Consider the following 25815-nt stretch of genomic DNA (forward strand, 5'->3'; position numbering starts at 1 on the left):
TCATGCCCACGGGCAAAGTCAAGTGGTACGACGCAGGCAAGGGCTTCGGCTTCCTGACCCAGGAGAACGGTCCTGACGTCCACGTGCGCTCAGACGCGCTGCCCGACGGGGTGACGACCCTCAAGGCCGGCACCCGCGTCGAGTTCGGGATCGTGCAGGGCAGCCGGGGTGACCAGGCCCTGCAGGTGCGTGTCCTCGAGCCCGTCAGCTCGGTCTCACGGGCGCAGCAGCAGGCCCGTCGCAAGGATCCCGAGGCGATGGCCGTCATCGTCGAGGACCTGATCCGGATGCTCGACTCGATCGGCGAGTCCTACCGTCACGGCCGGCACCCCGACGCCAAGAAGGCCAAGCCGGTCGCCCAGGTGCTGCGCGCCGTGGCGAGCGAGCTCGAGCTCTGAGCGGAGCGGCTCACGTCTGAGGGCGGCGTGACGTCGCGACCGCCGGCTCGGGCCGACGCGCCCGGGTCAGCACGAATCCGAGCCAGACGATCAGCAGGCCGCCGATCACGAGCGCGCCGACCTGGGGCGTCGCGTCGAGGCTGAACAGCCCGATGCCGATCAGGCCCCCGGTCACCCAGCCGAGCTGCAGCAGCGTCTCCGACCGCGCGAACATGCTGGTGCGTACGCGCTCGGGCACGTCGCGCTGGATCAGCGCGTCGAGGCTGAGCTTGCCCAGGGACTGGCAGATGCCGACGGTCAGGCCGAGGATCACCGCGGTCCACCACGTGAAGAACACGCCGACCACGGCCAGCACGACGACGTCGAGGACCAGGACGCCGACCACGACCTGCTCGGGGCGGCGGGTGCTCGCGGCCGAGCCGATGAGTGTGCCGATCGTGTTGCCCGCGCCGGCGCCGCCGACCACGAGGCCGAGCAGGATCGTCGCGTTGCCGTCCCAGCCCATCGACGCGGGGGGCTCACGCAGCGTGAACGCCATGAAGATCGTCAAGAACCCCGAGAGCAGCCGCAGCCCCGAGTTGCTGCGCAGGGCGTTGACGACCGCGCGGCTGATGCTGAGACCCTTCTGGGGGCCGGAGGTGGCGTGCCCGGCCAGGTCGACGGGCTCCTCGCCCTCGCTGGAGTCGACCTTCGCCGGCAGCAGGATCGCCAGGATCGTCCCGATCGCGAACAGCAGCGCCGCGTAGCGCAGGGCCCAGTCGGCACCGATCGTGGCCGCGCCGACGGCCAGCGGTGCGGAGATCGCGGCGGCGCCCGTGCCCGTCAGCGAGATGCGCGAGTTGGCCTTGACCAGCGTGAACGTCTCGGGCAGCAGCCGGGGGACGGCCGACGCCCGCGTCACGCCGTACGCCTTGGACGACACGAGGCAGCCGAGCGCCGCGAAGTAGAACGCGGGGGAGGCGTCGGCGACCGCGCCCGCCAGGACCCAGCAGCAGAACGCGCGGATCGCGAGGGTCGCTCCGATGGCCCACCTGCGACCACGGCGGAAGCGGTCGAGGAACGGCCCGATCAGGGGAGCGACGATCGCGAACGGCAGCATCGTCAGGACGAGGAAGAGCGCGACCTGGCCCGTGGCCTCACCGGTCGGCACCGTGAAGAACAGCGTCCCCGCCAGCGAGATCGCGACGGCGGCGTCACCTGCGGTGTTGAACGCGTGCAGCTCGAGCAGGCGGGAGAAGCCGCTCTCGCCCGCTCCGCCGGAGTGCGTGAAGCGGCGGGCGCCGGTGAACGCGACGGTGCTGCCCTTGGCGACGACGTGGGCGGTGCTGCGCGACGCCCGCCCGATCCCGTGCGCCGTGCGAGCGAGTCGGGAGGGCGAGGAGGGGGGTGGGGTCCCGGCCCCGGACGGCTCGCGTGCGTACGCCGGATCGCTCGCGTAGTCGTACGGCCCCTCGGGTTCCTCCATGCTCTTCATCCTGCCTCACCCCGGGATCGGCGTGCCCCCGGACATGGGTCACAATTGACGAATGTCCAGTGATTCCCAGCTGTCCGCAGCCGTCGACATCGCCCGTGCGGCGGCCGACGGCGCTGCCGACGCCGGAGCCGTGGGCGATCACCTGCGGGTCGTCGAGGACGGCGAGCGTCTGGTCTCGCACCACTTCGCGTGCCTGATGCCCGGCTACGTCGGCTGGTACTGGTCGGTCAGCGTCTCGCGCGCCCCCGACAGCGATGTCGTGACGATCAACGACGTCGTGCTGCTGCCCGGTGACGACGCGATCATCGCGCCGGCCTGGACGCCGTACCGCGACCGCATCCGCCCGGGCGACCTGAGCCCTGGTGACGTGCTGCCGCCCGACGAGGACGATCTGCGACTCGTGCCCGCGTGGTCGGCCGGCGACGGTGAGGAGCAGACGCCTGACCGCTTCTTCGCCCGCGAGGTCGGCCTCGGCCGCGAGTGGGTCCTGTCGCTCGAGGGCCGCGAGATGGCCGCCGATCGCTGGCAGGGCGGCGACCAGGGACCCGACGCACCCATCGCCCAGCAGGCCGGGGGAGTGTGCCACTCCTGCGGATTCCTGGTGAGCCTGGCCGGCCCGCTGTCGGACCGGTTCGGGGTCTGCGCCAACGGCATGGCCAATGACGACGGCCGCGTGGTCTCGTTCGACCACGGGTGCGGGGCCCACTCCGGTGCCCGGCTCAGCCGCGCGGCGAGCGCCCAGGAGCTGCCGCCGCCGGTCTTCGACACGCTGACGCTCGACGAGGTCGACGGACTCTGACACGTACGCCCGACAGCCCCATGTGAGACTGCTCACGTGGGGCTGTCGCTGTTGCGGACCCTTCGGCGCCAACGTATGGTTGCTGCATGCAACTAAGCACCGAGGCCGGCGCCGGCCGGGCACCAGCCGTCCAGGGCGAGCTGTCGCACCGCGAGATCATGGAGGTCCTGTTCGGCCTCCTCGCGGCGCTGTTCACGGCGATCATCAGCAGCACGATCGTGTCGAATGCGCTGCCGACGATCATCGCGGACCTGGAGGGCTCGCAGACCCAGTACACCTGGGTCGTCACGGCCTCGCTGCTCGCCATGACCGTGTCCACCCCCGTGTGGGGCAAGCTCTCGGACCTGGTCAACAAGAAGGTCCTGGTGCAGATCTCGATCGTGCTGTTCGTGATCGGCTCGATGCTCGCGGGGCTGTCCCGCAACGTGCCCGAGCTGATCGCGATGCGCGTCGTCCAGGGTGTCGCGATGGGTGGCCTGACCGCCAACGCGCAGTCGATCATCGGCTCTATCATCCCGCCGCGCCAGCGCGGCCGCTACAGCGGCTACATGGGCGCGACGATGGCCGTCGCGACGGTCAGTGGACCGCTGCTCGGCGGGCTCATCGTCGACACCCCCGGGCTGGGCTGGCGCTGGACGTTCTTCGTCTGCGTGCCGCTCGCGGTCATCAGCCTGGTCGTGCTGCAGAAGTACCTGCGCATCGCCACGGTGCGCCGCAAGGTCAACTTCGACTACTTCGGCGCGATCTTCATCGCGATCGCGGCCAGCCTCCCGCTGCTCTGGGTCACCTTCGCAGGTGACTCGTTCGACTGGGTCTCCTGGCAGAGCGCCGCGTACCTCGGCGGCACGCTCCTGGCCGGCGCGATCGCGGTACGGGTCGAGCTGCGTCACCCCGAGCCCCTCGTCCCGCTGTCGGTCGTCCGCGAGCGCACCACCGCGCTCGCGATCGTGGGCAGCGTCGCCGTCGGCATCGCGATGTTCGGTGGCTCGGTCTTCATCGGCCAGTACTTCCAGGTCGCCGGCGGTCGCACCCCCACCCAGGCGGGTCTGCTCACGATCCCGCTGATGCTCGGCTCGCTGGTCGGCACGATCGTCTCGGGCCAGCTGATCACCCGCTACGGCAGGTGGAAGCGCTTCCTCGTGATCGGCTCGGTCTCCCTGATCATCGGCTGCGGGCTGCTCGCCACGATCGACCACACCACCCCGGAGTGGCACGCGATGGTCTTCATGGCGTTCCTCGGCATCGGCATGGGCATGCTGCTGCAGAACTACGTGCTCGCGGTGCAGAACACGGTGGACGTCTCCCAGGTCGGCGCGGCCAGCGCGACGGTCGCCTTCTTCCGCTCCCTCGGTGGCGCGGTGGGCGTCTCGGTGCTGGGCGCGATCCTCGCCTCGCAGGTCAAGGGCGACGTCACGTCCAAGCTCGCGGCGCTCGGGGTCGAGTCCTCCGGTGCGGGCGGCTCGCTGCTCGACGTCAAGAACCTGCCGCCGCAGGTGGCCGAGATCGTCCGCGAGGCGTACGGCGACGCGACCGGCACGATCTTCATGGTCGCCGCGATCGTCTCGGTGCTCAGCCTGCTCGCCGCGCTGCTGATCCGCGAGGCGCCGCTGCGCCTCACGGTCCGCAAAGACGCCGACGCCGGCACCGACGCCTGACCCCCCCAGATTTGCGTACTTCTGCACCGTTTCCGCGAGGAATTCGGTGCAGGAGTCCGCAAATCTGGGCTGGGGCTGGGGTGGGGCTGGGGGCGGGTCAGTCGCCGGCGCGGCGGCGGCCGGGCTGCATGCGCAGGGCGTTGCGACGACGGCGGCAGTACTCGATGCCGATGCAGCCGAGGCCGAAGCCGGCGACCGCGGTCCACAGCCACCACGTGCGGCCGTTCTCCTCCAGCGTGCCGAGGAACGGCAGCAGGGCGATCGCGAGCACGCCCCAGGCGATCGTGCCGACCGTCATGGTGCGGACGCCGTCGACGTCCATCGGCTCGACCTCGGCGACGCGGTGCGTCGTCTTGCCGATCTCGAGCTCGGTGAGCTCGGGCCGGCCGAACTCATGACGGCGGGCGGCGCGCTCCAGCCGGGCGATCTCCCGGTGGCCCATCTTGCGCTCGATGGTCTCGGGTCCGTCGCTCTGGCGGATCGCCCACTCGTCCTCGTCGCTCACACGTTCACACTACCCGCCGCGATCATCGCGCCGGCTCCCTGCTGTCATGCTGGAGACCCATGAATCCGCGTCACCGTCGCCTCCTCATCCCGGGCCTCCTGGTCGCCCTGCTCATCATCGTGGTGGTGAGCTCGCTGGCCGACAGGGCCGGAGCCGCGACGTCCGGAGAGCCGGTCAGTCGCATCTCGGACGCGCGGATCACCGAGTCGAGCGGTCTCGTGATCGATCGTGCGGACGCCGGCCTGGCCTACACGATCAACGACTCGGGCAACGCCGCCGCGGTGTACGCGGTGGACGTCCCCACGGGGCGGGTCGTCGGCAGCGCGACGCCGGCCGCGACCTTCACCGACACCGAGGCGCTGTCGGCTGACCGCGCGGGCACGCTCTGGGTCGCCGACACCGGCGACAACAACCGTCAGCGCTCCGACGTCGCGCTCTACTCGCTGCCCGCGTTCGGGCGTGAGGACGGGGGAGCGGTCAGCGTGAAGCGCTTCCCCCTCACGTACCCCGAGGGGCGCCGTGACGTCGAGAGCCTGGTCGTCAACCCCCGCACCGACGAGAAGTTCCTGCTCACCAAGGGGCTGCTCGGTGGAGAGGTCTTCGCCCTGCCCGACCGGCTGGAGCAGGACGAGCCCAACCGAGTGAGGGTCCTCGACGCCACGGTGCCGGGCATGCTCACCGACGCGGCGTTCACGCCGGACGGCGCGTACGTCGTGGCGCGCAGCTACTCGCGGGCGTACGTGCTCGACGCCCGCACGTGGAAGCAGGTGGACACCCTCGCGCTGCCCTCGGTGCGACAGGGCGAGACGCTGGCGATGGAGCCGGACGGCCGCTCGATCCTCGTGGGCAGCGAGGGTGGCGACTCCCCGCTGTTCCGGGTCGCGTTCGCCGCGCCGGTGCCCGAGGTGGAGCCGACCGAGCGCGCAGGGACGGCGCCCGCCGCGGGCGCTCCCGCCACGCCCGACCAGGGACCGCCCGAGGGTGGCAACGGCTTCGCGGGAGCGACGTGGCTGTGGGCAGGCGTCGTCATCGCGCTGCTGGCGGTCATCAGTGCTGCCGCGACGAGGAGCCGCTAGCAGGAGGCAGTGTGCGAGCCGCGGCGCGGTTCTGGCATCATCCATCCGTTCACACCGGTCCGGAACGGGAGCCCCATGCGTCAACACATCGACAGCTACTTCAAGATCGGCGAGCGCGGGTCGACCGTCAGCCGTGAGGTCCGCGGCGGCGTCGTGACCTTCTTGACGATGGCGTACATCATCGTGCTGAACCCGCTGATCCTCGGCTTCGTCAAGGACGCCGACGGCCAGTACCTCGGCGGCGGGTCCGCCCCGGACCTGCCCATGATCGCGGCCACCACGGCCCTCGTCGCAGGTGTCCTCACGATCCTCATGGGCGTGGTCGCCAACTTCCCGCTCGCCCTGGCCGCGGGCCTCGGCCTGAACGCGTTCGTCGCGTTCTCCGTCGCCTCCCAGATGACCTGGGCCGACGCGATGGGGCTGGTCGTGCTCGAGGGCCTCGTGATCCTGGTGCTGGTCCTCACGGGCTTCCGCAAGGCCGTCTTCGACGCGGTGCCCCGAGCGCTCAAGACCGCGATCGCGGTCGGCATCGGCCTGTTCATCGCACTGATCGGCCTGGTCGACGCGGGCTTCGTGCGCACGACCGGCAATGCGTCCCCGCCCATCGGCCTGGGCACGGGTGGAACGCTGTCCGGCTGGCCCGTCCTCGTGTTCTGCATCGGCCTGCTCCTGATGATCGCGCTCCACGCGCGTCGCGTCCCGGGCGCGATCCTGCTCGGCATCGTCATCACCTCGATCCTCGCGCTCGTCGTGGAGAAGATCGTCGACGCCGGTCCGAGCGTCGTCGACGGCAAGACGAACCCCAAGGGCTGGAACCTCAACGTCCCGACGCTCCCCGACTCGATCGTCAAGACTCCCGACTTCGGCCTGCTCGGTGAGTTCAGCCTGTTCGGCTCGATCGAGCGGGTCGGGATCGTCACGGTGATCCTGCTCGTCTTCAGCCTCCTGCTCGCGGACTTCTTCGACACCATGGGCACGATGACGGCGATCGGCGCCGAGGCGGGGCTCAACGACGAGGACGGCGCACCCGCCGGCGCCCAGCGCATCCTGATCGTCGACTCGATCGCCGCCGCGGCCGGCGGAGCCGCAGGCGTCTCGAGCAACACGTCGTACATCGAGTCCGCCTCGGGCGTCGGCGACGGCGCGCGGACGGGTCTGTCGGCGGTCGTGACGGGCCTGCTGTTCCTGCTCGCCACGATCTTCACGCCGATCGTCGAGCACATCCCGAGCGAGGCCGCAGTGCCCGCGCTCGTGCTGGTCGGCTTCTTGATGATGACCCAGGTCGCGGACATCGACTGGCGCGACGAGGAGATCGCGATCCCCGCCTTCCTGACGATCGCCCTCATGCCGTTCACGTACTCGATCACCGCCGGCATCGGCGCGGGCTTCATCGCGTTCGTCCTGCTCAAGATCGTCAAGGGCAAGATCGGCCAGGTGCACGCCCTGATGTGGCTCATCGCGGCGCTGTTCGTGGTCTACTTCGCGATCGACCCGATCTCCCGCTGGGTCAGCTGACCCGGGGAGTCCTCGTCCGGGTGCGGTCGCACGTCGCTAGGTTGGCGTCATGCAGATCGCACTCGGAGACAAGGTCCCCCAGGTCGCGGACGGCGCGTGGGTCGCGCCGACCGCCGTGCTCGCCGGCTCGGTCGTCATCGGCGAGGGCGCGAGCATCTGGTACGGCGCAGTCCTGCGCGCCGACAACGAGCCCATCACGATCGGCGCCCGCAGCAACGTCCAGGACAATGCGGTGTTCCACGTCGACAAGGGCAAGCCGGTCGTGCTGGGCGAGGGTGTCTCGGTCGGCCACGGTGCGGTGATCCACGGGGCGACCGTCGAGGACCACGTGCTCGTCGGCATGAGCGCGACGATCATGAACGGCTCGGTCATCGGCGCCGAGTCGCTCGTGGCTGCCGGGGCGCTCGTGCTGGAGGGCACGGTCGTGCCGCCCCGCTCGCTCGTGGCCGGCGTGCCGGCCAAGGTGCGTCGCGAGCTGAGCCAGGCCGAGATCGACAAGCTGCACCACAACGCCGCGATCTACGAGGAGCACCGCGACCTCCACCGGGCCGGCACCCCCCTCGGCTGACCCACCCGCGAGTCGGGCTAGAGGTTGTCGACGACGTAGTCGATGCAGCGGGTCAGCTGGGTGACGTCCTCGGGCTCGATCGCGGGGAACATCGCGACCCGCAGCTGGTTGCGACCGAGGCCGCGATAGCTGTCGACGTCGACGATGCCGTTCTCGCGCAGCGCGGCGGTGACGGCCTCCTGCGCGACCCCGTCGAGGTCGATCGTGCCCACGACCTGCGAACGCTCGGCAGGCGCGGTGACGAACGGCGAGGCGTACGTCGAGGCCTCGGCCCACGCATAGAGGCGTGAGGACGAGTCCGCGGTGCGGGACACGGCCCAGTCGAGCCCACCCTTGCCGAGCAGCCACTGCACCTGCTGCTCCATGAGGAACAGGGTCGCGAGCGCGGGCGTGTTGTACGTCTGGTTCTTGCGCGAGTTGTCGATCGCGACGGGCAGGTCGAGGAAGCCCGGCACGTGCCGACCGCTCGCCTTGATCCGCTCGGCCCGCTCGATCGCCGCCGGCGACATGAGGGCGATCCACAGCCCTCCGTCCGATGCGAAGCCCTTCTGCGGGGCGAAGTAGTAGACGTCGGTCTGCGAGACGTCCACGGGGAGCCCGCCGGCACCGGAGGTCGCGTCGACCAGGACGAGGGCGCCCGGGTCCGCGTCGCACACGCGCTCGATGGGCAGCATGACGCCGGTCGAGGTCTCGTTGTGTGCCCAGGCGTAGACGTCGACGCCGGCCGTGGCGTGGGGGAGCGGGTGGGTCGAGGGATCGCTCTCGAGGATCTCGGGGTCCTGCAGGAACGGAGCTGCCGCGACGGCGGTCGCGAACTTGCGGGAGAACTCGCCGTGCACCAGGTGCTGTGACCGCTTGTCGACCAGGCCGAACATCGCGGCGTCGAAGAAGGCGTGCGAGCCGCCGACGCCGAGCACGACCTCGTAGCCGTCCGGCAGGGAGAACAGGGTGCCGAGCCCTTCGCGGAGCCGGCCGACGAGGTCCTTGACCGGTGCCTGGCGGTGCGACGTGCCCATCAGGGAGGTCCCGGTCGCGGCGAGGGCGTCGAGGGCCTCGACGCGGACCTTCGACGGACCGGACCCGAAACGTCCGTCCTTCGGCAACAGCTCGGCGGGAATCTTCACCCGTCCAGTGTCTCAGCCCGTCGCCACGTGGGGCGTGCCCGTAGGGTCGGCGGCATGTGGACATGGGTGGACGGGGCCGAGGACATCGTGGTGGAGGGCGGCTTCGCCGTCGGCGACGAGGTGGCGTGGACCGCGCTCTCGGACGACTTCGCCGAGCTGCTGCCCCAGCTGCCCGACGGGCTCGACGTCGAGGTGACGAGTGCGGTCGACGACGACGGCGACGTCGAGATCGCCGGCACGGTCGGGCGCATCGTGATGCTCACCGGACGGCGCCGCACCGTCGCGCACGAGATCGGCGGCACGCCGGCCGAGCACGTGCAGGTGCTCGACATGGCGGGCTTCCTGGTGCAGCTCGACGAGGACGCCTCGTAACACTGTCGTCACATACGTCACATTGGGTGGCCGGTGCCGGGCGGGGTTCGTACGATGCCCCCTATGGCATCTGACGGCTCGACAGTCGACGTCCCGCTCTCCGAAGGGCTGGAGCACACGCAGCAGGAGTGGGAGCAGGCGACGGCAGCCGTCCTTCGCAAGTCCCGCCGGCTGTCCGACGACGCGGCCGACAGCGACGTCTGGTCGACGCTGGCCACGACCACGCTCGACGGGATCGCGGTCACGCCCCTCGGCACGCCCACGCTGAGCGCGGACGTCCCCGACGGCGGCCTCCCCGGGCAGGCGCCCTTCACGCGTGGTGCGGTCGCGTCCCGCGAGCTGGACGGCTGGGACGTCCGCGCGTGGTTCACCGATCCCGATCCCGAGCGCACGGCACGCGACGTCGTCACCGACCTCGAGAACGGTGTCAACTCGCTCTGGATCTCCGCCGGCACCGGCGGCGTCCCGCTGGACGCCCTGGGCCGCGTGCTCGAGCCGGTCTTCCTGGACCTCGCGCCGGTCGTCCTTGACGCTCCGTTCGAGCCGTTGGAGGCCGCGCAGGCCCTCGTCGACGTGATCGGCGACAAGGGCGTGGACCCCGCCCCGGGCACGAGCCTCGGTGCGGACCCGATCGGCGCCGCGTTCCGCGGCCGCGGGGTCACCGACCTCGACGTCGCGGTGCAGGTCGCCCGTCTGGCGCAGACGGTCGGGGCGCGCGGCATCACGGTCGACGCGACGGCCGTGCACGACGCCGGCGCCTCGGACGTCCAGGAGCTGGCCTACTCGCTCGGCGCCGGGGTGACGTACCTGCGCCTGCTGGTCGACGCCGGCCTCGACGTCGACACCGCGGCCGGGCTGATCGACTTCCGCTACGCCGCGACCGACGAGCAGTTCCCGACGATCGCGAAGTTCCGCGCAGCCCGCCGCCTCTGGAACCGCGTGGCCGAGCTCAGCGGCGTCACCTCCGCTGCGGCCGGGCAGGTCCAGCACGGGGTCACCTCCCGCCCGATGATGGCCAGGTACGACCCCTACGTGAACATGCTCCGCACGACCGTGGCCTCGTTCGCGGCCGGCGTCGGTGGCGCCACCTCGGTGACCGTCCTGCCCTTCGACGAGCCGCTCGGCCTCCCGGAGCCGTTCAGCCGCCGGATCGCCCGCAACACGTCCAGCCTGCTCATCAGCGAGTCGCACGTCGCGGCGGTCACCGACCCGGCCGGCGGCTCCCACGCGGTGGAGAAGCTCACCGACGACCTCGCCCGCGCCGCATGGGCGCTGTTCGGCGAGATCGACGCGACCGACAGCCTCGACGCCGCGCTGTCGCTCGTGCGCGGCAAGGTCGAGCAGACCGTCTCGGACCGCGCGCTCGCGATCGCCAAGCGCCGCCGCCCCATCACGGGCGTCTCGGAGTTCCCCAACCTGGACGAGCAGCTGCCCGAGCGCCGTCCGTACGCCGAGCCCCTCGAGGTGCACCGCTACGCGGGCGAGTTCGAGGCGCTGCGTGACGAGCCGACGAGGCAGCCGGTGTTCCTCGCCTCGATGGGACCGATCGCGGCCCACACCGCGCGTGCGACGTTCGCCGCCAACCTGCTGGCCGCCGGCGGTGTGAAGACCGTCGTCGCCGGTGCCACCGACGGCCCCGACGACGTCCTCACGGCGTACGACGCGGCGGGCAAGCCGTCCGTCGTGTGCCTCGTCGGCAACGACGCGGCGTACGAGCAGTGGGGCGCAGACCTCGTCACGGCCCTTCGCGGCGCCGGGGCGACGTACGTGATCCTGGCCGGCAAGGCCGACGTGGGTGCCGACACGACCATCGCGATGGGGCTGGACGCACTGGCCTTCCTCCGTTCAATCCGAGAGGAGCTGGGAGCATGAGCATCCCGGAGAGCTTCAGCGACCTGCCGCTCGATCCCGAGCAGCCGTACGAGCCCGACCCCGAGACGTACGCCCGCGCGACTGACGGCGCCGAGCCGTGGGCCTCGCCCGAGGGCATCGAGGTCGAGGGCCTCTACACGCCCGCGGACCTCGAGGGCCTCGACGCGCTCGACACCTATCCGGGCCTCACCCCGTTCCTGCGCGGCCCCTACCCGGCGATGTACACGACGCAGCCGTGGACGATCCGCCAGTACGCCGGCTTCTCCACCGCGGAGGAGTCCAATGCGTTCTACCGCCGCAACCTCGCGGCCGGGCAGAAGGGGCTCTCGGTCGCGTTCGACCTGGCGACCCACCGCGGCTACGACTCGGACAACCCGCGCGTCGTGGGCGACGTCGGCATGGCCGGTGTCGCGATCGACTCGATCTACGACACGCGCAAGCTGTTCGAGGGCATCCCGCTCGACGAGATGAGCGTGTCGATGACGATGAACGGCGCGGTCCTGCCGGTGCTCGCGCTCTACATCGTCGCGGCCGAGGAGCAGGGCGTCCCGCCCGAGAAGCTGTCGGGGACCATCCAGAACGACATCCTCAAAGAGTTCATGGTCCGCAACACCTACATCTACCCGCCCGCGCCGTCGATGCGGATCATCTCGGACATCTTCGCGTACACCGCGCAGAAGATGCCTCGGTTCAACTCGATCTCGATCTCGGGCTATCACATCCAGGAGGCCGGGGCGACGAACGACCTCGAGCTGGCGTACACGCTGGCCGACGGCGTCGAGTACATCCGAGCCGGCCTCGACGTGGGCCTGGACATCGACGCGTTCGCACCGCGCCTCAGCTTCTTCTGGGCGATCGGCATGAACTTCTACATGGAGATCGCCAAGATGCGCGCCGCGCGCGCTCTCTGGGCGCAGCTCGTGGCGGACTTCAACCCCAAGAACCCCAAGAGCCTGAGCCTGCGGACGCACAGCCAGACGTCGGGCTGGTCGCTGACCGCGCAGGACGTCTACAACAACGTCGGGCGCACCGCGATCGAGGCGATGGCCGCGACCCAGGGACACACGCAGTCGCTGCACACCAACGCCCTCGACGAGGCGATCGCACTGCCGACCGACTTCAGCGCCCGCATCGCGCGCAACACCCAGCTGCTGCTGCAGCAGGAGTCCGGCACGACCGACATCATCGACCCGTGGGGCGGCTCCTACTACGTCGAGCGCCTGACCCACGACCTCGCGAACCGCGCCTGGGCGCACATCCAGGAGGTCGAGAAGGCCGGCGGCATGTCCAAGGCGATCGAGGCCGGCATCCCCAAGATGCGCATCGAGGAGGCGGCCGCGCGTACGCAGGCGCGGATCGACTCGGGCCGGCAGGCCGTGATCGGGGTCAACACGTACCGGCTCGCCGACGAGGATCCCCTCGACGTGCTCAAGGTCGACAACAAGGCGGTCTACGCCTCGCAGATCGCCAAGCTCGAGCGGCTGCGCGCCGAGCGCAACCAGGACGACGTCGACGCGGCGCTCGCAGCGCTGACACGCAGCGCGGAGCGTGGCTCGGCCAGCGACGGATCGCTCGACGACAACCTGCTGACGCTCGCGGTCAATGCGGCCCGCGCCAAGGCGACGGTCGGCGAGATCTCCGACGCGCTGGAGAAGGTCTACGGGCGGCACCAGGCGGTCATCCGTACGATCTCAGGTGTGTACCGCACCGAGGCAGGGCAGGCCGACAACGTCGCCAAGGTCATCGAGGCCACCGACGAGTTCGAGCAGGCCGAGGGCCGTCGCCCCCGCATCCTGGTCGCCAAGATGGGCCAGGACGGGCACGACCGCGGCCAGAAGGTCATCGTCACGGCGTTCGCCGACATGGGCTTCGACGTCGACGTGGGCCCCCTGTTCTCGACGCCCGAGGAGGTCGCCCAGCAGGCGATCGACGCCGACGTGCACATCGTCGGCGTGTCCTCGCTGGCTGCGGGTCACCTCACCCTGCTGCCCGCGCTCAAGACGTCGTTGGAGGAGCTCGGCCGTCCCGACATCATGGTCGTGATCGGCGGCGTCATCCCGCCCGACGACGTCGAGACGCTCAAGGACATGGGTGCGGCCGCGGTGTTCCTGCCGGGCACTGTCATCGCCGACTCGGCGCTGGACCTGCTCGACAAGCTGCGCACGACCCTGCAGTCGTGAGCGGACAACGCTGATGGTCGACGTCGCGGAGCTCGCCGACGACGTGCGCGTCGGCAAGCGCGCGGCCATCTCGCGGGCGATCACGCTGGTCGAGTCGAGCCGCGGCGACCACCGCGCCGAGGCACGGGAGCTGCTGAGCCTGCTCAGCGACCCCGAGCACGGCGGTGGGGTCGGCGGCGCGATCCGGGTCGGCATCTCGGGCGTCCCCGGAGTGGGAAAGTCGACCTTCATCGAGGCGCTCGGCACCCACCTGATCGACGAGGGACACCGCGTCGGCGTGCTCGCGGTGGACCCGTCCAGCGTGCGTACGGGCGGCTCGGTGCTGGGCGACAAGACGCGCATGGCGAAGCTGTCGGTCACTCCCGACGCGTTCATCCGCCCGTCGCCGAGCGCGGGCACCCTCGGCGGCGTCGCGCGGGCGACGAGCCAGGCGATGACGGTGCTGGAGGCCGCGGGGTTCGACGTCATCCTGGTCGAGACGGTCGGGGTGGGACAGTCCGAGATCACCGTCGCGGGCATGGTCGACACCTTCTTGTTCCTGACGATCGCGCGAACGGGTGACCAGCTCCAGGGCATCAAGAAGGGCATCCTGGAGATCGCGGACGTCGTGGCGGTCAACAAGGCCGACGGCGACCGGGCGCAGGAGGCCGAGGGGACGTCGCGGGAGCTCGCCGGCGCCTTGCGGCTCGTGTACGCCGGGGGGACCGGGTGGGTCCCGCCCGTGCTGAGCTGCTCGGCGCTCGAGGGCACCGGCATCGACACGGTGTGGGCGCGCGTCATCCGTCACCGCGAGTTCATGGGCACCCGTGGGCTGCGCGAGAAGCGGGCGCAGCAGCAGCTCGACTTCACCTGGGCGCTCGTGCGCGACGAGCTGGACCAGCGCCTGCGCACCAACCCCGCCGTCGCGGCCGTACGTGAGGAGATCCGCGAGGCGGTCCTGTCCGGCGAGCTGCCCGCCGCGTCCGCCGCCGACAGGATCCTCGAGGCCTACGACTCCTGACCTGATCCGCGACTGGCGCAACCCGATCCGCGACTGGCGCAAGGTGGAGGAAGTGGGACGGCGTGTCGTGCGCAACTGCGTCACTCGCGGGGAGGTGTGCGCCACTCGCGGGGAGGGCGGGATGTGAAACGATCGGCTTCGTGAAGCGATCAGTGACGGCCCACCTCGAGCTCTACCTGCACGGCGAGGCCGACCTGATCTTCTCGATCGCGGTCGCGGAGGGCAATGACTGCGACGAGACCCTCCAGATCACCTCCGGCGGCAGCCCGCTCGAGGCGCACGTGGTCGCCGGACGGCACGGCACGCGGCTGCACCGCCTGACCGGTCGCCCCGGACCGATGGTCATCGACTACTCCGCCGAGGTCAGCGGCCAGGCACCTCTGGCGCCGGTCGAGGAGCTCGACATCATCGAGTACCGGCGTCCGAGCCGCTACTGCGAGTCCGACACCCTCTTCGCGACCGCTCGCTCGGAGTTCACGGGCCTCGAGGGCAAGGAGCTGCTCGACGCGGTCAGCTCGTGGGTCGGGGACCGCCTGACGTACGTCCCCGGTGCCAGCCAGCCGACCGACGGGGCCGTCGCGACGATGCTCGCCCGGGCCGGGGTCTGCCGGGACTACGCCCACCTGGTGGTTGCCCTGCTGCGCGCCCTCGACATCCCCGCGCGCCTGGCCTCGGTCTACGCGCCGGGGCTGTTCCCCATGGACTTCCACGCGGTCGCCGAGGCGTACGTCGACGGGGGCTGGCACGTCGTCGACGCCACCGCCCTCGCGCCGCGGAGCTCGCTCGTGCGCATCGCAACAGGTCAGGACGCGTCCGAGACCGCGTTCCTGAGTCAGCACGGCGCCGCGGTGGACCTGCGGTGGATGGCGGTCAGCGCCGTCGTCGACGAGCTTCCCCGCGACGACCTGTCCCAGCTGGTCCCGCTGCGCTGATCAGCCCTGGTCGCGCTGCGCAGAAGCCGCGGCCTCGCGCAGCTGCTCCGCGGTCATCCGCGGACCGTAGGCGGGGGTGCCGGGCTGCACGCGCCACCCCTCGGCGAGAGGTCCGAGGTCGACGACGTCGAAGCCGATCTCGTCGATGAACGTGGACACCGCGGCCTTGGCGTCCGCGTCGTCGCCCGCGATCGCGAGAGCCCGGCGGTCCGGGGTGCCGGCGGGTGTTGCGTGCTCGGAGAGGTGGGCCGCGCTGATGTGGTTGAACGCCTTGACGACGTGCGCCCCGACCAGACGGTCCTGGAGCAGCTCGGAGCTCGTGGTCGACTCGTCGTCGAGCCCTGCCACCTGCCCGTCGCGCTGCGGGTAGTAGTTGGTCGTGTCGATGACGGTCCTGCCCGCCAGCGGCTCGACCGGGACGGTCGAGATCGCGCGGAAGGGGATCGTCACCACGACGAGATCGCCCGCCGCGGCGGCCTCCGCAGGCGTGGCGGCCCGGGCGTGCGGGCCGAGCTCGTCGACGAGCCCCGCGAGCGTCTCGGGTCCGCGCGAGTTGCTGAGCACGACGTCGTGGCCGTGTGCGGTCGCGGCGCGAGCGAGCTGACTGCCGATGAGGCCTGAGCCGATGAGTCCGATGGTGGTCATGTGGATGGAACCGCCGCTCGTCCTCAGACATTCCGCCCTGCCGAGCCGGCGGCCGCGACCCGACCCGGAAGGACTAGTGACGACTAGTTCCAAATAACTAGTCCCATCCCGAATGTCAAGACTGCACTTTCCCTCCGGGGTCCGCTACTTTTCATGCGAGAGACACAGGACGCACCAGCGTCGCGGGGTCGGCCGTCTCGGGGGGATGGCCGACCCCTCTGCCTGTCCATGGGCCCGTCGCCGGTTGTGTACGCTGATCGGAAACGATGTGGGGGTCCTAGTGGCATCGGGCAGAAGGCTCAGGAGCGTGGTGCGCCGCGTCGAACGATCAGCGTCATCAGAGCTCCAGCCGCTCGTCGACTCCAGGCTCGTCGACCCGTGGTACTACTCGCTCCAGACCGGCAGGTCGATGGACGCGCACGAGGCCGCTCGGCACTACCTCGACGTCGGTGCCGCCGAGGGGCTGCTGCCCAACCCGCTGACGGACGTCGAGGCGACCGGGCTGGCCCCGGACGCCGTCGCGGCCGCCGTGCGGGACGGGTCCGCGCGGCTCTTCCCGGTGCGGCCGCTGCTCGACGACGTCGCCCTCGTGGCGGACGCGGTGGGAGCGGCCGATCACCCCGGAGGACCCGTCGGCTTCTATCTCGAGCACGCGCACGCCGGTGCGCCCGTCCCCCAGCTGGGCACCCGCAGCTGGAGGCGTTTCGTCGCCCACCGTCAGCAGCAGGGTGACGCCCTTCGCAGGATCGTGAAGTCGGGGCTGTTCGACCGCGACTACTACGAGCTCCAGGCCGGGCGCACGTTCCTGTCCGGCACGGCTGCGGTGTGGCACTTCCTCGAGATCGGCGAGTCCGCAGGGCTCACCCCCCAGCCCCTGTACGACCGGCTCTGGTACCGAGGATCCGCGAACGCCCACATGCCGCTCAAGTTCGCGAGCTTCCTGCGGACGGGCCAGGTACGCGGGGCCGCCGGGCCGCACTTCGACGGCACGACGTACCTCGAGCGGCGTCCTGAGGCGGCGGACCACGTGGGCGGCCCGCTGGGGCATTTCCTCGAGCACGCGGACGAGTCGACGCCCACGGTCCCCGCCCCGGCCTCCGGGATCGAGCCCACCGAGCTCGGCGCGCTGGTGGCCACGATGCGTCGCGTCGCCGCCGACCTCGGGGAGCAGGAACGGATCGCGCGCCGTCCCTCCACGACGTACGCCCGCTGGTGGCTCGACGCAGCCGTGCCCGAGGCGGGCGATCCGACGGTCCCGGTCGCGATCGTCAGCGATGCGCGCGAGTGGACCAAATGGATGCCCAAGAACGTCGACACCGTCCTGCGCCAGGAGCATCCGCGGTGGACGCTGCGCGTGGCGGTGGACGCCGGGCAGCCCGTGCCGCTGTCGCTGGCCGAGCTCCACGAGGGAGGGCGCGTCGTCCTGGTGGAGACGACCTCGACGTCGTGGGCCGAGCGCGTCCACGACGTCCTGTCGACCGCGGACGAGCCGTGGGCCTGCTTCTGGCAGCCTCAGGAGGCCTGGTCGCCGCACCACCTCAGCGGCCTGCTGTCCGGTGTCGCCGACGGCGTCGGCGCGCACGCCGCGACCGTCGACAGCGGCACCGGGGAGGCCAAGGACGCGGGACCGCTCTGGCGGGCCGAGCTCCCCGCCCGCGACACCCTGCTGTGGGACCTGCCCCGCGGACTGGCCGGGATGTTGTTCCCGACCGAGCAGCTCCGTGCGGGTGATGGTGCCTTCCGGGCCGAGGCCGAGGACCAGTACGGCTGGGACCACCTCCTGCGCAGCGACCTGCCGAGCACGTTCGTCCCGTTCGTCGCGGTGCGTGGGTCCGATCTCGGCGCGCTGCCGCTGGCCCCGGGGCTGCGCAGCACGCACGAGCACGTCATCCGTGCCGAGCACATCCTGGACTGGCCCCTCATCGAGCAGCAGGTCGCCGAGCGCGTGCCCGGCCGGGTCTCGATGCTGATCCCGGCCTTCCGCGATCGCCTGCTCGTCCGGGCCGCGGTCGAGCACGTGCTGGCCCACTCGCCGGCCGACATCGAGGTCGTCGTGGTCGACAACGGCTCCGACCGCGACCTGACGTCGGTGTTCGCGGGGACGTTCGCGGGCGATCCGCGGGTGCGGATCCGACGTCTGCCGCGCAACACCAACTTCGGCACGGCGTCCAACGTCGCCTTCGCGGAGTCGACCGGTGAGGTCGTGGTGTTCCTCAACAACGACACCGAGGTGCAGGCGGGCTGGCTCCCTCCGCTGGTCGAGGCGCTGGAGGGCCCCGACGTTCTCGGCGCCCAGCCGCTGCTGCTCTACGGGGACGGGACGGTGCAGTCCGCCGGCACGGTCTTCAACGGGCCCGACAGCATCCCCGGGCACCTGCTCGCAGCCCATCCGGTCGAGGACGTGAAGCCCGAGATCGACCTGCGCTTCCCGGCCGTCACGGCCGCCTGCATGGCCGTACGCGCCGACGTGCTCGCGCCGTCCCGCGGCTTCGATCCCGTGTTCGCCAACGGGATGGAGGACGTCGACCTGTGCCTGCGCCTCGCTGAGGAGCGCGGAGGCAGCTTCGTCACGGTGCCCGCGTCCCAGGTGGTCCACCTGGAGAGCAAGTCACCCGGTCGCTTCGCCCGGGTCGAGTCCAACCGGCTGCGGCTGCTCGACCGCTGGCACGGTCGGCTGCCCACCCCGGACACGTCCCAGTGGGAGCAGGCCGGCTTCGAGGTGCTGCGGCTCGCGGTCGACGCGGGCCTGCCCCAGACGGGACGGCGTACCGCGGTCAAGCCCGTGCTGCGGCGGCGCGCCACCGTGGTCGAGAGCGGACCGGCCGCCGGGCTGCCGCGCCTGCGCTGGGCGATCAAGAACCCGGCCACCTGGGGCCCGCTCGGCGACGTGTGGGGCGACACCTTCTTCGCGGGCGACCTCGCCCACGCCCTGCGCCACTGGGGCCAGGAGATCGTCGTCGACCGCCGGCCCGCCTTCCAGCGGCCGGGCAGCGACGACCACGACGACGTGACCCTGCTGCTGCGTGGACGCGTCCCGTGCGCACCCCTGCAGGGAGCGACCAACGTGGTGTGGGTCATCAGCCATCCTGACGAGGTCCCGGTCCAGGAGCTCGCCGACGGCTACGACCTGGTCTACGCCGCGGGCGTGCCCTGGGCCGAGCACATGAGCGCGACGGCCGGGGTCGAGGTGCGGCCCCTGCTGCAGGCCACCAACCCCGACCGGTTCAGGCCCTCGGTGGGTGCCGCGGACGTGGGCGGCGCCCTGTTCGTGGGCAACACCCGCGGCCACATGCGCCAGATCGTGGGCGACGCGATCGAGGCCGGGCTCGACCTGCGGCTGTACGGCCGGGGGTGGGAGGCGTTCATCGACGAGTCGCACGTCGCCGCGACGTACCTCGACAACGTCAACCTGGCTCCTGCCTATCGGGCCGCGCACGTCGTGCTCAACGACCACTGGGAGGACATGGCCCGCAACGGCTTCTTGTCCAACCGGCTCTTCGACGCCGCCGCGTCCGGCGCGCGCATCGTCTCGGACCGGGTGCCGGGGCTGGAGGAGATCTTCGGTCCCTCGGTGCAGACGTACGACTCGCTCGAGGACCTCAGCGACCTCGCGAGCGCCGATCTGCACCGGTGGCCCAGCCAGGACGAGCTGGACGCCAATGCCGTGGCGATCGCGTCGCGGCACTCGTTCGTGGAGCGGGCCAGGGTGCTGCTCGCCGACGTGCTCGACGTCCGGGGCGTGGCTCACTCGTTGCACGAGCTCGCGCGATAGCCCGCTGGGAGTCGCCCGACATGCCAAGCGCCCCGCTCGACAGGTCGAGCGGGGCGCTTGGGGGGTGGCTCAGGCCTTGGCCCAGTCCGGGTTCCAGCCCTCGACCTCGTCGGCTCCGCGCGAGGCGGGACCGGTGTAGATCGCGGACGGTCGGATCAGGCGTCCGGTGCGCTTCTGCTCCAGGATGTGTGCGCTCCAGCCGGCCGTGCGCGCCGAGGTGAACATCGCGGTGAACATGTGCGGGGGAATCTCGGCGTAGTCCAGGACGATGGCGGCCCAGAACTCGACGTTGGTCTCCAGGACGCGGTCGGGGCGACGCTCCTTGAGCTCCTTGAGCGCCGCCTCCTCCAGCGCGATCGCGACCTCGGCACGCGGGGCGTTGAGCTCCTTGGCCGTACGTCGCAGGGTGCGGGCGCGGGGGTCCTGGGCGCGGTAGACGCGGTGGCCGAAGCCCATGAGCCGCTCGCCCTTGTCGAGCAGGTCCTTGACGTACTTGGTGGCGTCGCCGGACTTCTCGACCTCCTCGATCATCGTCAGCACACGGGCCGGGGCGCCGCCGTGCAGCGGGCCCGACATCGCGCCGACCGCACCCGAGAGTGCGGCAGCTGCGTCGGCACCGGTCGAGGCGATGACACGGGCCGTGAACGTCGAGGCGTTCATGCCGTGCTCGGCCGCCGAGACCCAGTACGCGTCGATGGCCTTGGCGTGATCGGGGTTGACCTCACCCCGCCAGCGCGTCAGGAAGCGCTCGGTGATGGTGCCGGCCTTGTCGACCTCGCTCTGCGGGACGAAGGGCTGTCCGACACCGCGAGCCGCCTGGGCGACGTACGACAGGACCATGACCGCAGCGCGGGCGAGGTCGTCGCGCGCCTGGGCGTCGTCGATGTCGTACAGCTGCTTCATGCCCCACGCGGGGGCGGTCAGTGCGATGGCGCTCTGCACGTCGGCGCGGATGTCGCCGGAGTGCACGGGGATCGGGAACGGCTCGGCCGGGGGAAGACCGGGCTCGTACGCCCCGTCGACCAGCAGGCCCCAGATCTTCTCGAAGGGGACGCGACCGACGAGGTCGTCGATGTCGACGCCGCGATAGCGAAGCGCAGACCCTTCCTTGTCAGGTTCGGCGATTTCACTCTCGAAGGCGATGACGCCCTCGAGTCCGTGATGGACTTCAGTCATACGCTGCATTCTGCCCTGCGCGGATACGTTGTACACATGGAGACACCCGATCTCGCCCGGATGCGTGAGGACTACGCCCGCGCGGGCCTCGACGAGACCGACGCAGGGGACGATCCGCTGGCGCTGTTCGGACGCTGGCTGGACGACGCTCTGACAGCTCGCCTGTACGAGCCCAATGCGATGGCCCTGGCCACGGCGACCCACGACGGACGTCCCTCGGTGCGGATCGTCCTGCTCAAGGGCATCGACGAGCGCGGGCTCACGTTCTTCACCGGGTACGAGTCGCGCAAGGGCTTCGAGCTCGCCGAGAATCCCCGCGCCGCCGCGACGATGCTGTGGCACCCGCTCCAGCGCCAGGTGCGGATCGAGGGGGCCGTGAGCCTGCTCGACGAGGCGGAGTCGGATGCGTACTTCGCCTCCCGACCGCGGGGATCGCAGATCGGTGCCGTCGCGTCGCCGCAGTCACAGCCGATCGCGAGCCGCGCCGTGCTGGACGAGCGGGTCGCGGAGACCGAGCGCACGTTCGAGGGCCGCGACGTCGAGCGTCCCCAGGTCTGGGGCGGCTACCGCGTCTCGATCGAGTCGATCGAGTTCTGGCAGGGACGGCTGGGACGCCTGCACGACCGCATCCGCTTCACCGAGGTCCCGGGCGGCTGGGTCCGCGAGCGCCTCGCCCCCTGACCCCCAACCCCAACCCCAACCCCGCCCAGACCCCAACCCCGCCCAGATTTGCGGGCTCCTGCACCGAATTCCGCCCGCAAAGCGTGCAGAACTCCGCAAATCTGGGCGGGGCGGGGCGGGGCTGGGCCAGGCGGGGACGGGTCAGGTGAGGTCGCGGTAGTGCTCGAGGAGCCGGCTCATGACGGCCAGCGCCTCCTGCATCTCGGTGATGTGCTGGGGATCGAGCACGCGGAGCATCTGCTTGATCTCGGTGCTGGAGATGCCGTCGGTGCGGGGGAGGTAGACGACCTCGCACAGCTCCTTGAGGTCGTCGAACTTGCCGCGCCAGTCGTCGCCGATCGCGAAGACGTCGACGTCGTGCTCCTTGATGTCGGAGACCTTTTGATCCCACGACGTCTCGGGGATCACCAGGTCGACGCCCTTGATGCTGGCGATGATGCGAGCGCGGTCCTCGTACGACACGACGGACGTCTTGCCCTTGCCCGCGTTGAACTCGTCGGTCGACACCCCGATCACGAGGCGGTCGCCGAGCTCGGCGAGCCGGTTGATCAGGTTGAGGTGACCGATGTGGAACAGGTCGAACGTCCCGTAGGTCAGCACCGTAGTCATGGGGCGAGCCTACTCACGGCGGCGTGCAGCCGGTCGGTACCTGTCGGGCGGAGTTCACCTCACGGCCACCCGGGCGCCGGTGGGGGTACGCCTCGGCCTCGCAGGCTCGGACCATGACCGGAATCGCCCTGACACTCGGGCTGGGCCTTGCCCTCGCCTTCGCGGAGTCGGGACTGGGGCTCGGGATGCTCCTGCCCGGCGAGACCGCCGTCGTCGTCCTCGCCGCGGGCCTGGACACGCCGGCGGAGCTGATCCTGCTCGGCCTGGCCGTCGCGGCGGGTGCGAGCCTCGGCGACCACGTCGGGTACGTCCTGGGTCGCCGCTACGGCGACGCCCTGCGCGACACCCGGGCGGTGCGACGGCTCGGCCGACGCCACCTCGACCACGCGATGGACCTGCTGCGCCGCCGAGGTGGCACAGCTGTGCTCCTGACGCGCCTCGTCCCCGTGGTCCGCACCCTCACCCCGGCCGCGGCGGGCGCGTCCGGCCTGGAGTACCGCCGGTTCGCCGTCGCCTCCGTCGCCGGCTCGAGCCTGTGGTCCGCGGTCTACGTGGGCGGAGGGACGGTCGTCGCCGGGCTGGTCGGCGCAGCCACCGATGCGTTGGGCCGTGCGGCCTGGCTGTTGCTGGTGCTGGTGGGCGTCGGCGTGCTGCCGGTGCTCCTGGTCCGCGCCGCGACCGGCGTCCGCCCCGGGCGGGCGGCTCCGGACACCGCGTCCCTCGAGCGGGCGACGGGCGTCCTCGCACGACCGTCCCTGCAGACGCTGGTGGGGGAGCCGCTCGTGTGAGACCCGCGCAGGGGCCACGGGTCGGGTAGCCTCCCGCCGTGACCTCCGCCGAGCCCCGCCGCCGTTCCTGGCCGGGGCTCGCACAGCTCGTCGGACCCGCCCTGCTCGCCGCGCTCGTCGGCGCGTGGTCGATCACGAGACCGGCGCTCTGGCGGGACGAGTCGGTCAGCGTGCACTTCGCGCGGGAGCCCCTGGGCGATGCATGGCGTGAGTGGGGAGAGGTTGATGCGGTCCATGCCGCGTACGACCTGCTGCTGCGCCTCACGATCTGGATCGATCCGGTCGAGCTGGGGGTGCGGCTGCCGTCCCTCGTGGGGTTCGTCGTCGCGACGGTGGGTGTCGTCCTGGTCGGTCGGCGGCTCATGGGCCGGACGGCGGCCACGTGCGCGGGGGTCGTCTACGCGATCCTGCCCGTCACGAGCCGCTTCGCGCAGGAGGGCCGGTCGTACGCGCTGGTGAGCATGGTGGCCGTCCTGTCGGCGCTGGCCCTGCTGCGGATGGTCGAGCAGCCCTCCCCGGGGCGGGTCGTCGCGTACTCCGCCTCGGTCGCGGCCCTCGGCTGCCTGCACCTCTACGCCTTGCTGCTGCTCGCGGCCCACGGCGCGTACGTCCTGCTCGCCGCCCGGCAGATCGCGCGCAGGGTGGCGCTCGCGTGGGCGGGCGCAGCCGTCGTCCTGCTGCCGCTGGCCGTGGTCGCGGCGGGGCAGCGGGCGGGCCAGCTCGGCTGGATCCGGCGCCCGGGCCTCAGCGAGCTTCGCGGGCTCGTCGACCAGATCGGCGGCACCGACGTCGCCACGGTCGTGCTCGCGCTGCTCGCTGTCAGCGGTGCGTGGGTGCTGCGCAGGTCGCCGCTGCCCCTGCTGTGGGCCGTGCTGCCCGTCGCGGTGTCGTGGCTGGTGTCCCAGGTGCAGCCGGTCTACGCCGACCGCTACGTGCTCTACGTCGTGCCCGCGGTCGCGCTGCTGGTGGGCGCGGGCGCCGACGGGGTCGCCCGCCTGCTCGGCCGGGGCCGCCCCGTCGCCCTCGGCGCGATCCTGGTCGTGGTGGCACTCGCGGTGCTGCCGGGACACCGCGACATCCGGGCACCGGACCGGCGTCCGGACGACCTGAGGTCACTGACCCGCGATCTCGCGGCGGAGATCGCACCCGGTGACGCGGTGGTCGCGGTACCTGCCTCGTTCCTGAAGTTCGTGGACGCGTACGAGGGACCGTTCGAGCGGCTCGTCGTGGCCCAGGCGGACAGCGTCCCCGTGGGAACGGACCGGGTCTGGGTCGTCACCCGTGGCTACCCGTCCCACCGGGGCGCGCCCGAGCTGGCCAGGCTGAACCGTGACTTCCACCGCGAGCAGGTGCGCTCGTACGGCGTGACGAGCCTGTCGCTGTGGACGCTCAGGACGCCGAGCGCGTGATCCGGTAGCGCACGAACGAGGGCACCGCGAGCGACGCGATGACGACGCCGACGACGACCAGGACGCCGCCGCCGGCCGCGGCCGCAGCGGTCCCCACGGCCGCGGCCGACGCGCCGTGCAGGGTGTCGGCGATGCGGGGCCCACCGGCGACGACCACGATGAACACACCCTGGAGGCGTCCGCGCATCGCGTCGTCCGCGGCGGACTGCAGCATGCTCGATCGGAACGCCGCCGACGCCATGTCCGCGGCACCCCCGACGACGAGCATCAGCAGCGCCACGACCAGCATCGGGGTCATCCAGTGGTCGGCGAGCGCGACGGCCAGCCCGAACCCGGTCATCGCGACGCCCCAGACCCCGATGCAGATGACGACGGCCCGGCCCTGCCGCTCGACGTGCGAGACCCAGCCGCTGAAGACGCCGCCGATCACCGCGCCGGCGGGGATCGCGGCGAAGAGCAGGGCGAACACGATGCCGCCGTTGTCGGGGCCGTCGAACGACACGTGGGCGATCTCGGGGAACAGCGCCCGTGGCATGCCGAACACCATCGCGATGAGGTCGACCACGAACGACATCAGCAGCACGGGCTGCGTGCGCAGGTAGACGAAGCCGTCGATCACCGCACGGATGCCCGGGGCGCCGGCCGCCGCCTCCAGCACCTGCAGGCTCGGCAGCCGGAGCACCGCGCCGAGCGTCGCGAAGAGCGTGATCGTGTCGATCAGGTACATCCACTCGAAGCCGATGACCGGGATCAGTATCCCCGCCACGAGCGGGCCGGCGATCGCGCCGGCCATCGTGACGGTCATGTTGAGCGAGTTGGCCGCAGGAAGCAGCTCGGGCTCGATGAGGCGGGGGAGGACTGCGCTGCGGGTGGGCTGGTTGACCGCGAAGAACGCCTGCTGGACCGAGAACAGGCACAGCAGGAGCCAGACGTTCCGGTTGTCCGCGGCGGCCTGCGCCCAGAACAGTGCGCTGGTCACGATGAGGCCGATCGTCGTGACCACCAGGATCGTGCGCCGGTCGAAGACGTCCGCGAGGGCGCCACCGTACAGACCGAAGATCACCAGCGGGACCAGGCCGAAGACGCCGGCCAGCCCCACGTAGAACGACTCGCCCGTGTCGGCGTAGAGCTGTGCGGGCACCGCGACGACCGTCAGCTGGGCCCCGATCACCGTGATGATGTTGGCGACCCAGAGCCGCCGGAAGTGGTGGTTGCGCAGGGGGCGGACGTCCGCGAAGAAGTGGGAGACGGACCGCGGCACGTCA

At 71.3% G+C, this 25815-nt stretch carries 22 protein-coding genes; 15 read left to right on the forward strand and 7 right to left on the reverse strand.

What is annotated here, in order from left to right:
- Nucleotides 1-2: 2 nt before the first annotated feature.
- A complete protein-coding gene (locus tag GEV27_RS04215) occupies nucleotides 3-398 on the forward strand; it encodes a cold-shock protein (RefSeq protein WP_153654123.1) in 396 nt (131 codons plus the stop codon).
- A 10-nt stretch (nucleotides 399-408) separates the two neighbouring features.
- Here GEV27_RS04215 and GEV27_RS04220 read toward each other — a convergent pair whose 3' ends face one another.
- On the reverse strand, nucleotides 409-1863 hold the full coding sequence (locus tag GEV27_RS04220) for an MFS transporter (RefSeq protein ID WP_194944119.1): 1455 nt from the start codon (nucleotides 1861-1863) through the stop codon (nucleotides 409-411).
- Between the two features lie 61 nt (nucleotides 1864-1924).
- Here GEV27_RS04220 and GEV27_RS04225 point away from each other — a divergent pair, with 61 nt between their 5' ends.
- Both GEV27_RS04225 and GEV27_RS04230 read left to right on the forward strand, forming a co-directional pair.
- Nucleotides 1925-2671: a DUF3027 domain-containing protein gene (locus GEV27_RS04225; RefSeq protein ID WP_153654119.1), complete on the forward strand. Its 747-nt coding sequence runs from the start codon at nucleotides 1925-1927 to the stop codon at nucleotides 2669-2671.
- 86 nt (nucleotides 2672-2757) lie between these two features.
- A complete protein-coding gene (locus GEV27_RS04230) occupies nucleotides 2758-4326 on the forward strand; it encodes an MDR family MFS transporter (protein ID WP_153933518.1) in 1569 nt (522 codons plus the stop codon).
- A 97-nt stretch (nucleotides 4327-4423) separates the two neighbouring features.
- Here GEV27_RS04230 and GEV27_RS18210 read toward each other — a convergent pair whose 3' ends face one another.
- Nucleotides 4424-4831: a DUF2530 domain-containing protein gene (locus GEV27_RS18210; protein WP_243838768.1), complete on the reverse strand. Its 408-nt coding sequence runs from the start codon at nucleotides 4829-4831 to the stop codon at nucleotides 4424-4426.
- Between the two features lie 59 nt (nucleotides 4832-4890).
- Between GEV27_RS18210 and GEV27_RS04240 the strand changes: the two genes are divergently transcribed.
- From GEV27_RS04240 to GEV27_RS04250, 3 genes are all read left to right on the forward strand, one after another.
- Complete coding sequence (locus GEV27_RS04240) at nucleotides 4891-5907, forward strand: hypothetical protein (RefSeq protein ID WP_153933519.1); 1017 nt, start codon at nucleotides 4891-4893, stop codon at nucleotides 5905-5907.
- Between the two features lie 75 nt (nucleotides 5908-5982).
- A complete protein-coding gene (locus tag GEV27_RS04245) occupies nucleotides 5983-7422 on the forward strand; it encodes an NCS2 family permease (protein WP_153933520.1) in 1440 nt (479 codons plus the stop codon).
- A 49-nt stretch (nucleotides 7423-7471) separates the two neighbouring features.
- Nucleotides 7472-7990 (forward strand): gamma carbonic anhydrase family protein, encoded by a 519-nt coding sequence (locus GEV27_RS04250; RefSeq protein ID WP_153933521.1) that lies wholly within the window; start codon nucleotides 7472-7474, stop codon nucleotides 7988-7990.
- Nucleotides 7991-8007: 17 nt separating this feature from the next.
- On the opposite strand, the gene serC is transcribed toward GEV27_RS04250, so the two are convergent.
- A complete protein-coding gene (serC, locus tag GEV27_RS04255; RefSeq protein WP_309222022.1) occupies nucleotides 8008-9114 on the reverse strand; it encodes a phosphoserine transaminase in 1107 nt (368 codons plus the stop codon).
- A gap of 54 nt (nucleotides 9115-9168) precedes the next feature.
- Between serC and GEV27_RS04260 the strand changes: the two genes are divergently transcribed.
- From GEV27_RS04260 to GEV27_RS04280, 5 genes are all read left to right on the forward strand, one after another.
- Complete coding sequence (locus GEV27_RS04260; RefSeq protein ID WP_153910121.1) at nucleotides 9169-9486, forward strand: hypothetical protein; 318 nt, start codon at nucleotides 9169-9171, stop codon at nucleotides 9484-9486.
- 63 nt (nucleotides 9487-9549) lie between these two features.
- Complete coding sequence (locus tag GEV27_RS04265; protein WP_153933522.1) at nucleotides 9550-11358, forward strand: methylmalonyl-CoA mutase subunit beta; 1809 nt, start codon at nucleotides 9550-9552, stop codon at nucleotides 11356-11358.
- Entirely contained in the window at nucleotides 11355-13538 is a 2184-nt protein-coding gene (gene scpA, locus GEV27_RS04270) for a methylmalonyl-CoA mutase (protein ID WP_153910123.1), read from the forward strand. Before GEV27_RS04265 ends, scpA begins: the two co-directional genes overlap by 4 nt.
- 13 nt (nucleotides 13539-13551) lie before the next feature.
- Complete coding sequence (meaB, locus tag GEV27_RS04275) at nucleotides 13552-14538, forward strand: methylmalonyl Co-A mutase-associated GTPase MeaB (RefSeq protein WP_153933523.1); 987 nt, start codon at nucleotides 13552-13554, stop codon at nucleotides 14536-14538.
- 140 nt (nucleotides 14539-14678) lie between these two features.
- Nucleotides 14679-15470, forward strand: a complete 792-nt coding sequence (locus GEV27_RS04280) for a transglutaminase-like domain-containing protein (protein WP_309222023.1) — start codon at nucleotides 14679-14681, stop codon at nucleotides 15468-15470.
- Here GEV27_RS04280 and GEV27_RS04285 read toward each other — a convergent pair whose 3' ends face one another.
- Nucleotides 15471-16115 carry an NADPH-dependent F420 reductase gene (locus GEV27_RS04285; protein ID WP_153933524.1) on the reverse strand — a complete coding sequence of 215 codons (645 nt, stop codon included), beginning with the start codon at nucleotides 16113-16115 and terminating at the stop codon, nucleotides 15471-15473.
- A gap of 307 nt (nucleotides 16116-16422) precedes the next feature.
- Here GEV27_RS04285 and GEV27_RS18215 point away from each other — a divergent pair, with 307 nt between their 5' ends.
- Nucleotides 16423-19887 carry a glycosyltransferase gene (locus GEV27_RS18215; protein WP_153933525.1) on the forward strand — a complete coding sequence of 1155 codons (3465 nt, stop codon included), beginning with the start codon at nucleotides 16423-16425 and terminating at the stop codon, nucleotides 19885-19887.
- A 69-nt stretch (nucleotides 19888-19956) separates the two neighbouring features.
- Here the strand turns inward: GEV27_RS18215 and GEV27_RS04295 are convergent, their stop codons facing one another.
- Complete coding sequence (locus tag GEV27_RS04295; RefSeq protein ID WP_153654095.1) at nucleotides 19957-21063, reverse strand: citrate synthase 2; 1107 nt, start codon at nucleotides 21061-21063, stop codon at nucleotides 19957-19959.
- Between the two features lie 36 nt (nucleotides 21064-21099).
- Here GEV27_RS04295 and pdxH point away from each other — a divergent pair, with 36 nt between their 5' ends.
- Nucleotides 21100-21744, forward strand: coding sequence for a pyridoxamine 5'-phosphate oxidase (gene pdxH, locus GEV27_RS04300; RefSeq protein ID WP_153933526.1), 645 nt, complete (start codon nucleotides 21100-21102; stop codon nucleotides 21742-21744).
- A gap of 141 nt (nucleotides 21745-21885) precedes the next feature.
- Here pdxH and tagD read toward each other — a convergent pair whose 3' ends face one another.
- Nucleotides 21886-22353 carry a glycerol-3-phosphate cytidylyltransferase gene (gene tagD / locus GEV27_RS04305; protein ID WP_153654092.1) on the reverse strand — a complete coding sequence of 156 codons (468 nt, stop codon included), beginning with the start codon at nucleotides 22351-22353 and terminating at the stop codon, nucleotides 21886-21888.
- Between the two features lie 113 nt (nucleotides 22354-22466).
- Here tagD and GEV27_RS04310 point away from each other — a divergent pair, with 113 nt between their 5' ends.
- Together GEV27_RS04310 and GEV27_RS04315 are read left to right on the forward strand one after the other, a co-directional pair.
- Nucleotides 22467-23141: a DedA family protein gene (locus tag GEV27_RS04310; protein WP_153654090.1), complete on the forward strand. Its 675-nt coding sequence runs from the start codon at nucleotides 22467-22469 to the stop codon at nucleotides 23139-23141.
- A gap of 38 nt (nucleotides 23142-23179) precedes the next feature.
- Nucleotides 23180-24550: a glycosyltransferase family 39 protein gene (locus tag GEV27_RS04315; RefSeq protein ID WP_153933527.1), complete on the forward strand. Its 1371-nt coding sequence runs from the start codon at nucleotides 23180-23182 to the stop codon at nucleotides 24548-24550.
- On the opposite strand, the gene GEV27_RS04320 is transcribed toward GEV27_RS04315, so the two are convergent.
- The gene (locus GEV27_RS04320) at nucleotides 24531-25811 is read right to left on the reverse strand and encodes an MFS transporter (RefSeq protein ID WP_309222024.1); all 1281 of its coding nucleotides are present in this window, start codon (nucleotides 25809-25811) and stop codon (nucleotides 24531-24533) included. The genes GEV27_RS04315 and GEV27_RS04320 overlap by 20 nt on opposite strands.
- Between the last annotated feature and the right edge of the window lie 4 nt (nucleotides 25812-25815).

This window comes from Aeromicrobium sp. S22 (assembly GCF_009661045.1).
GTDB lineage: Bacteria > Actinomycetota > Actinomycetes > Propionibacteriales > Nocardioidaceae > Aeromicrobium > Aeromicrobium yanjiei.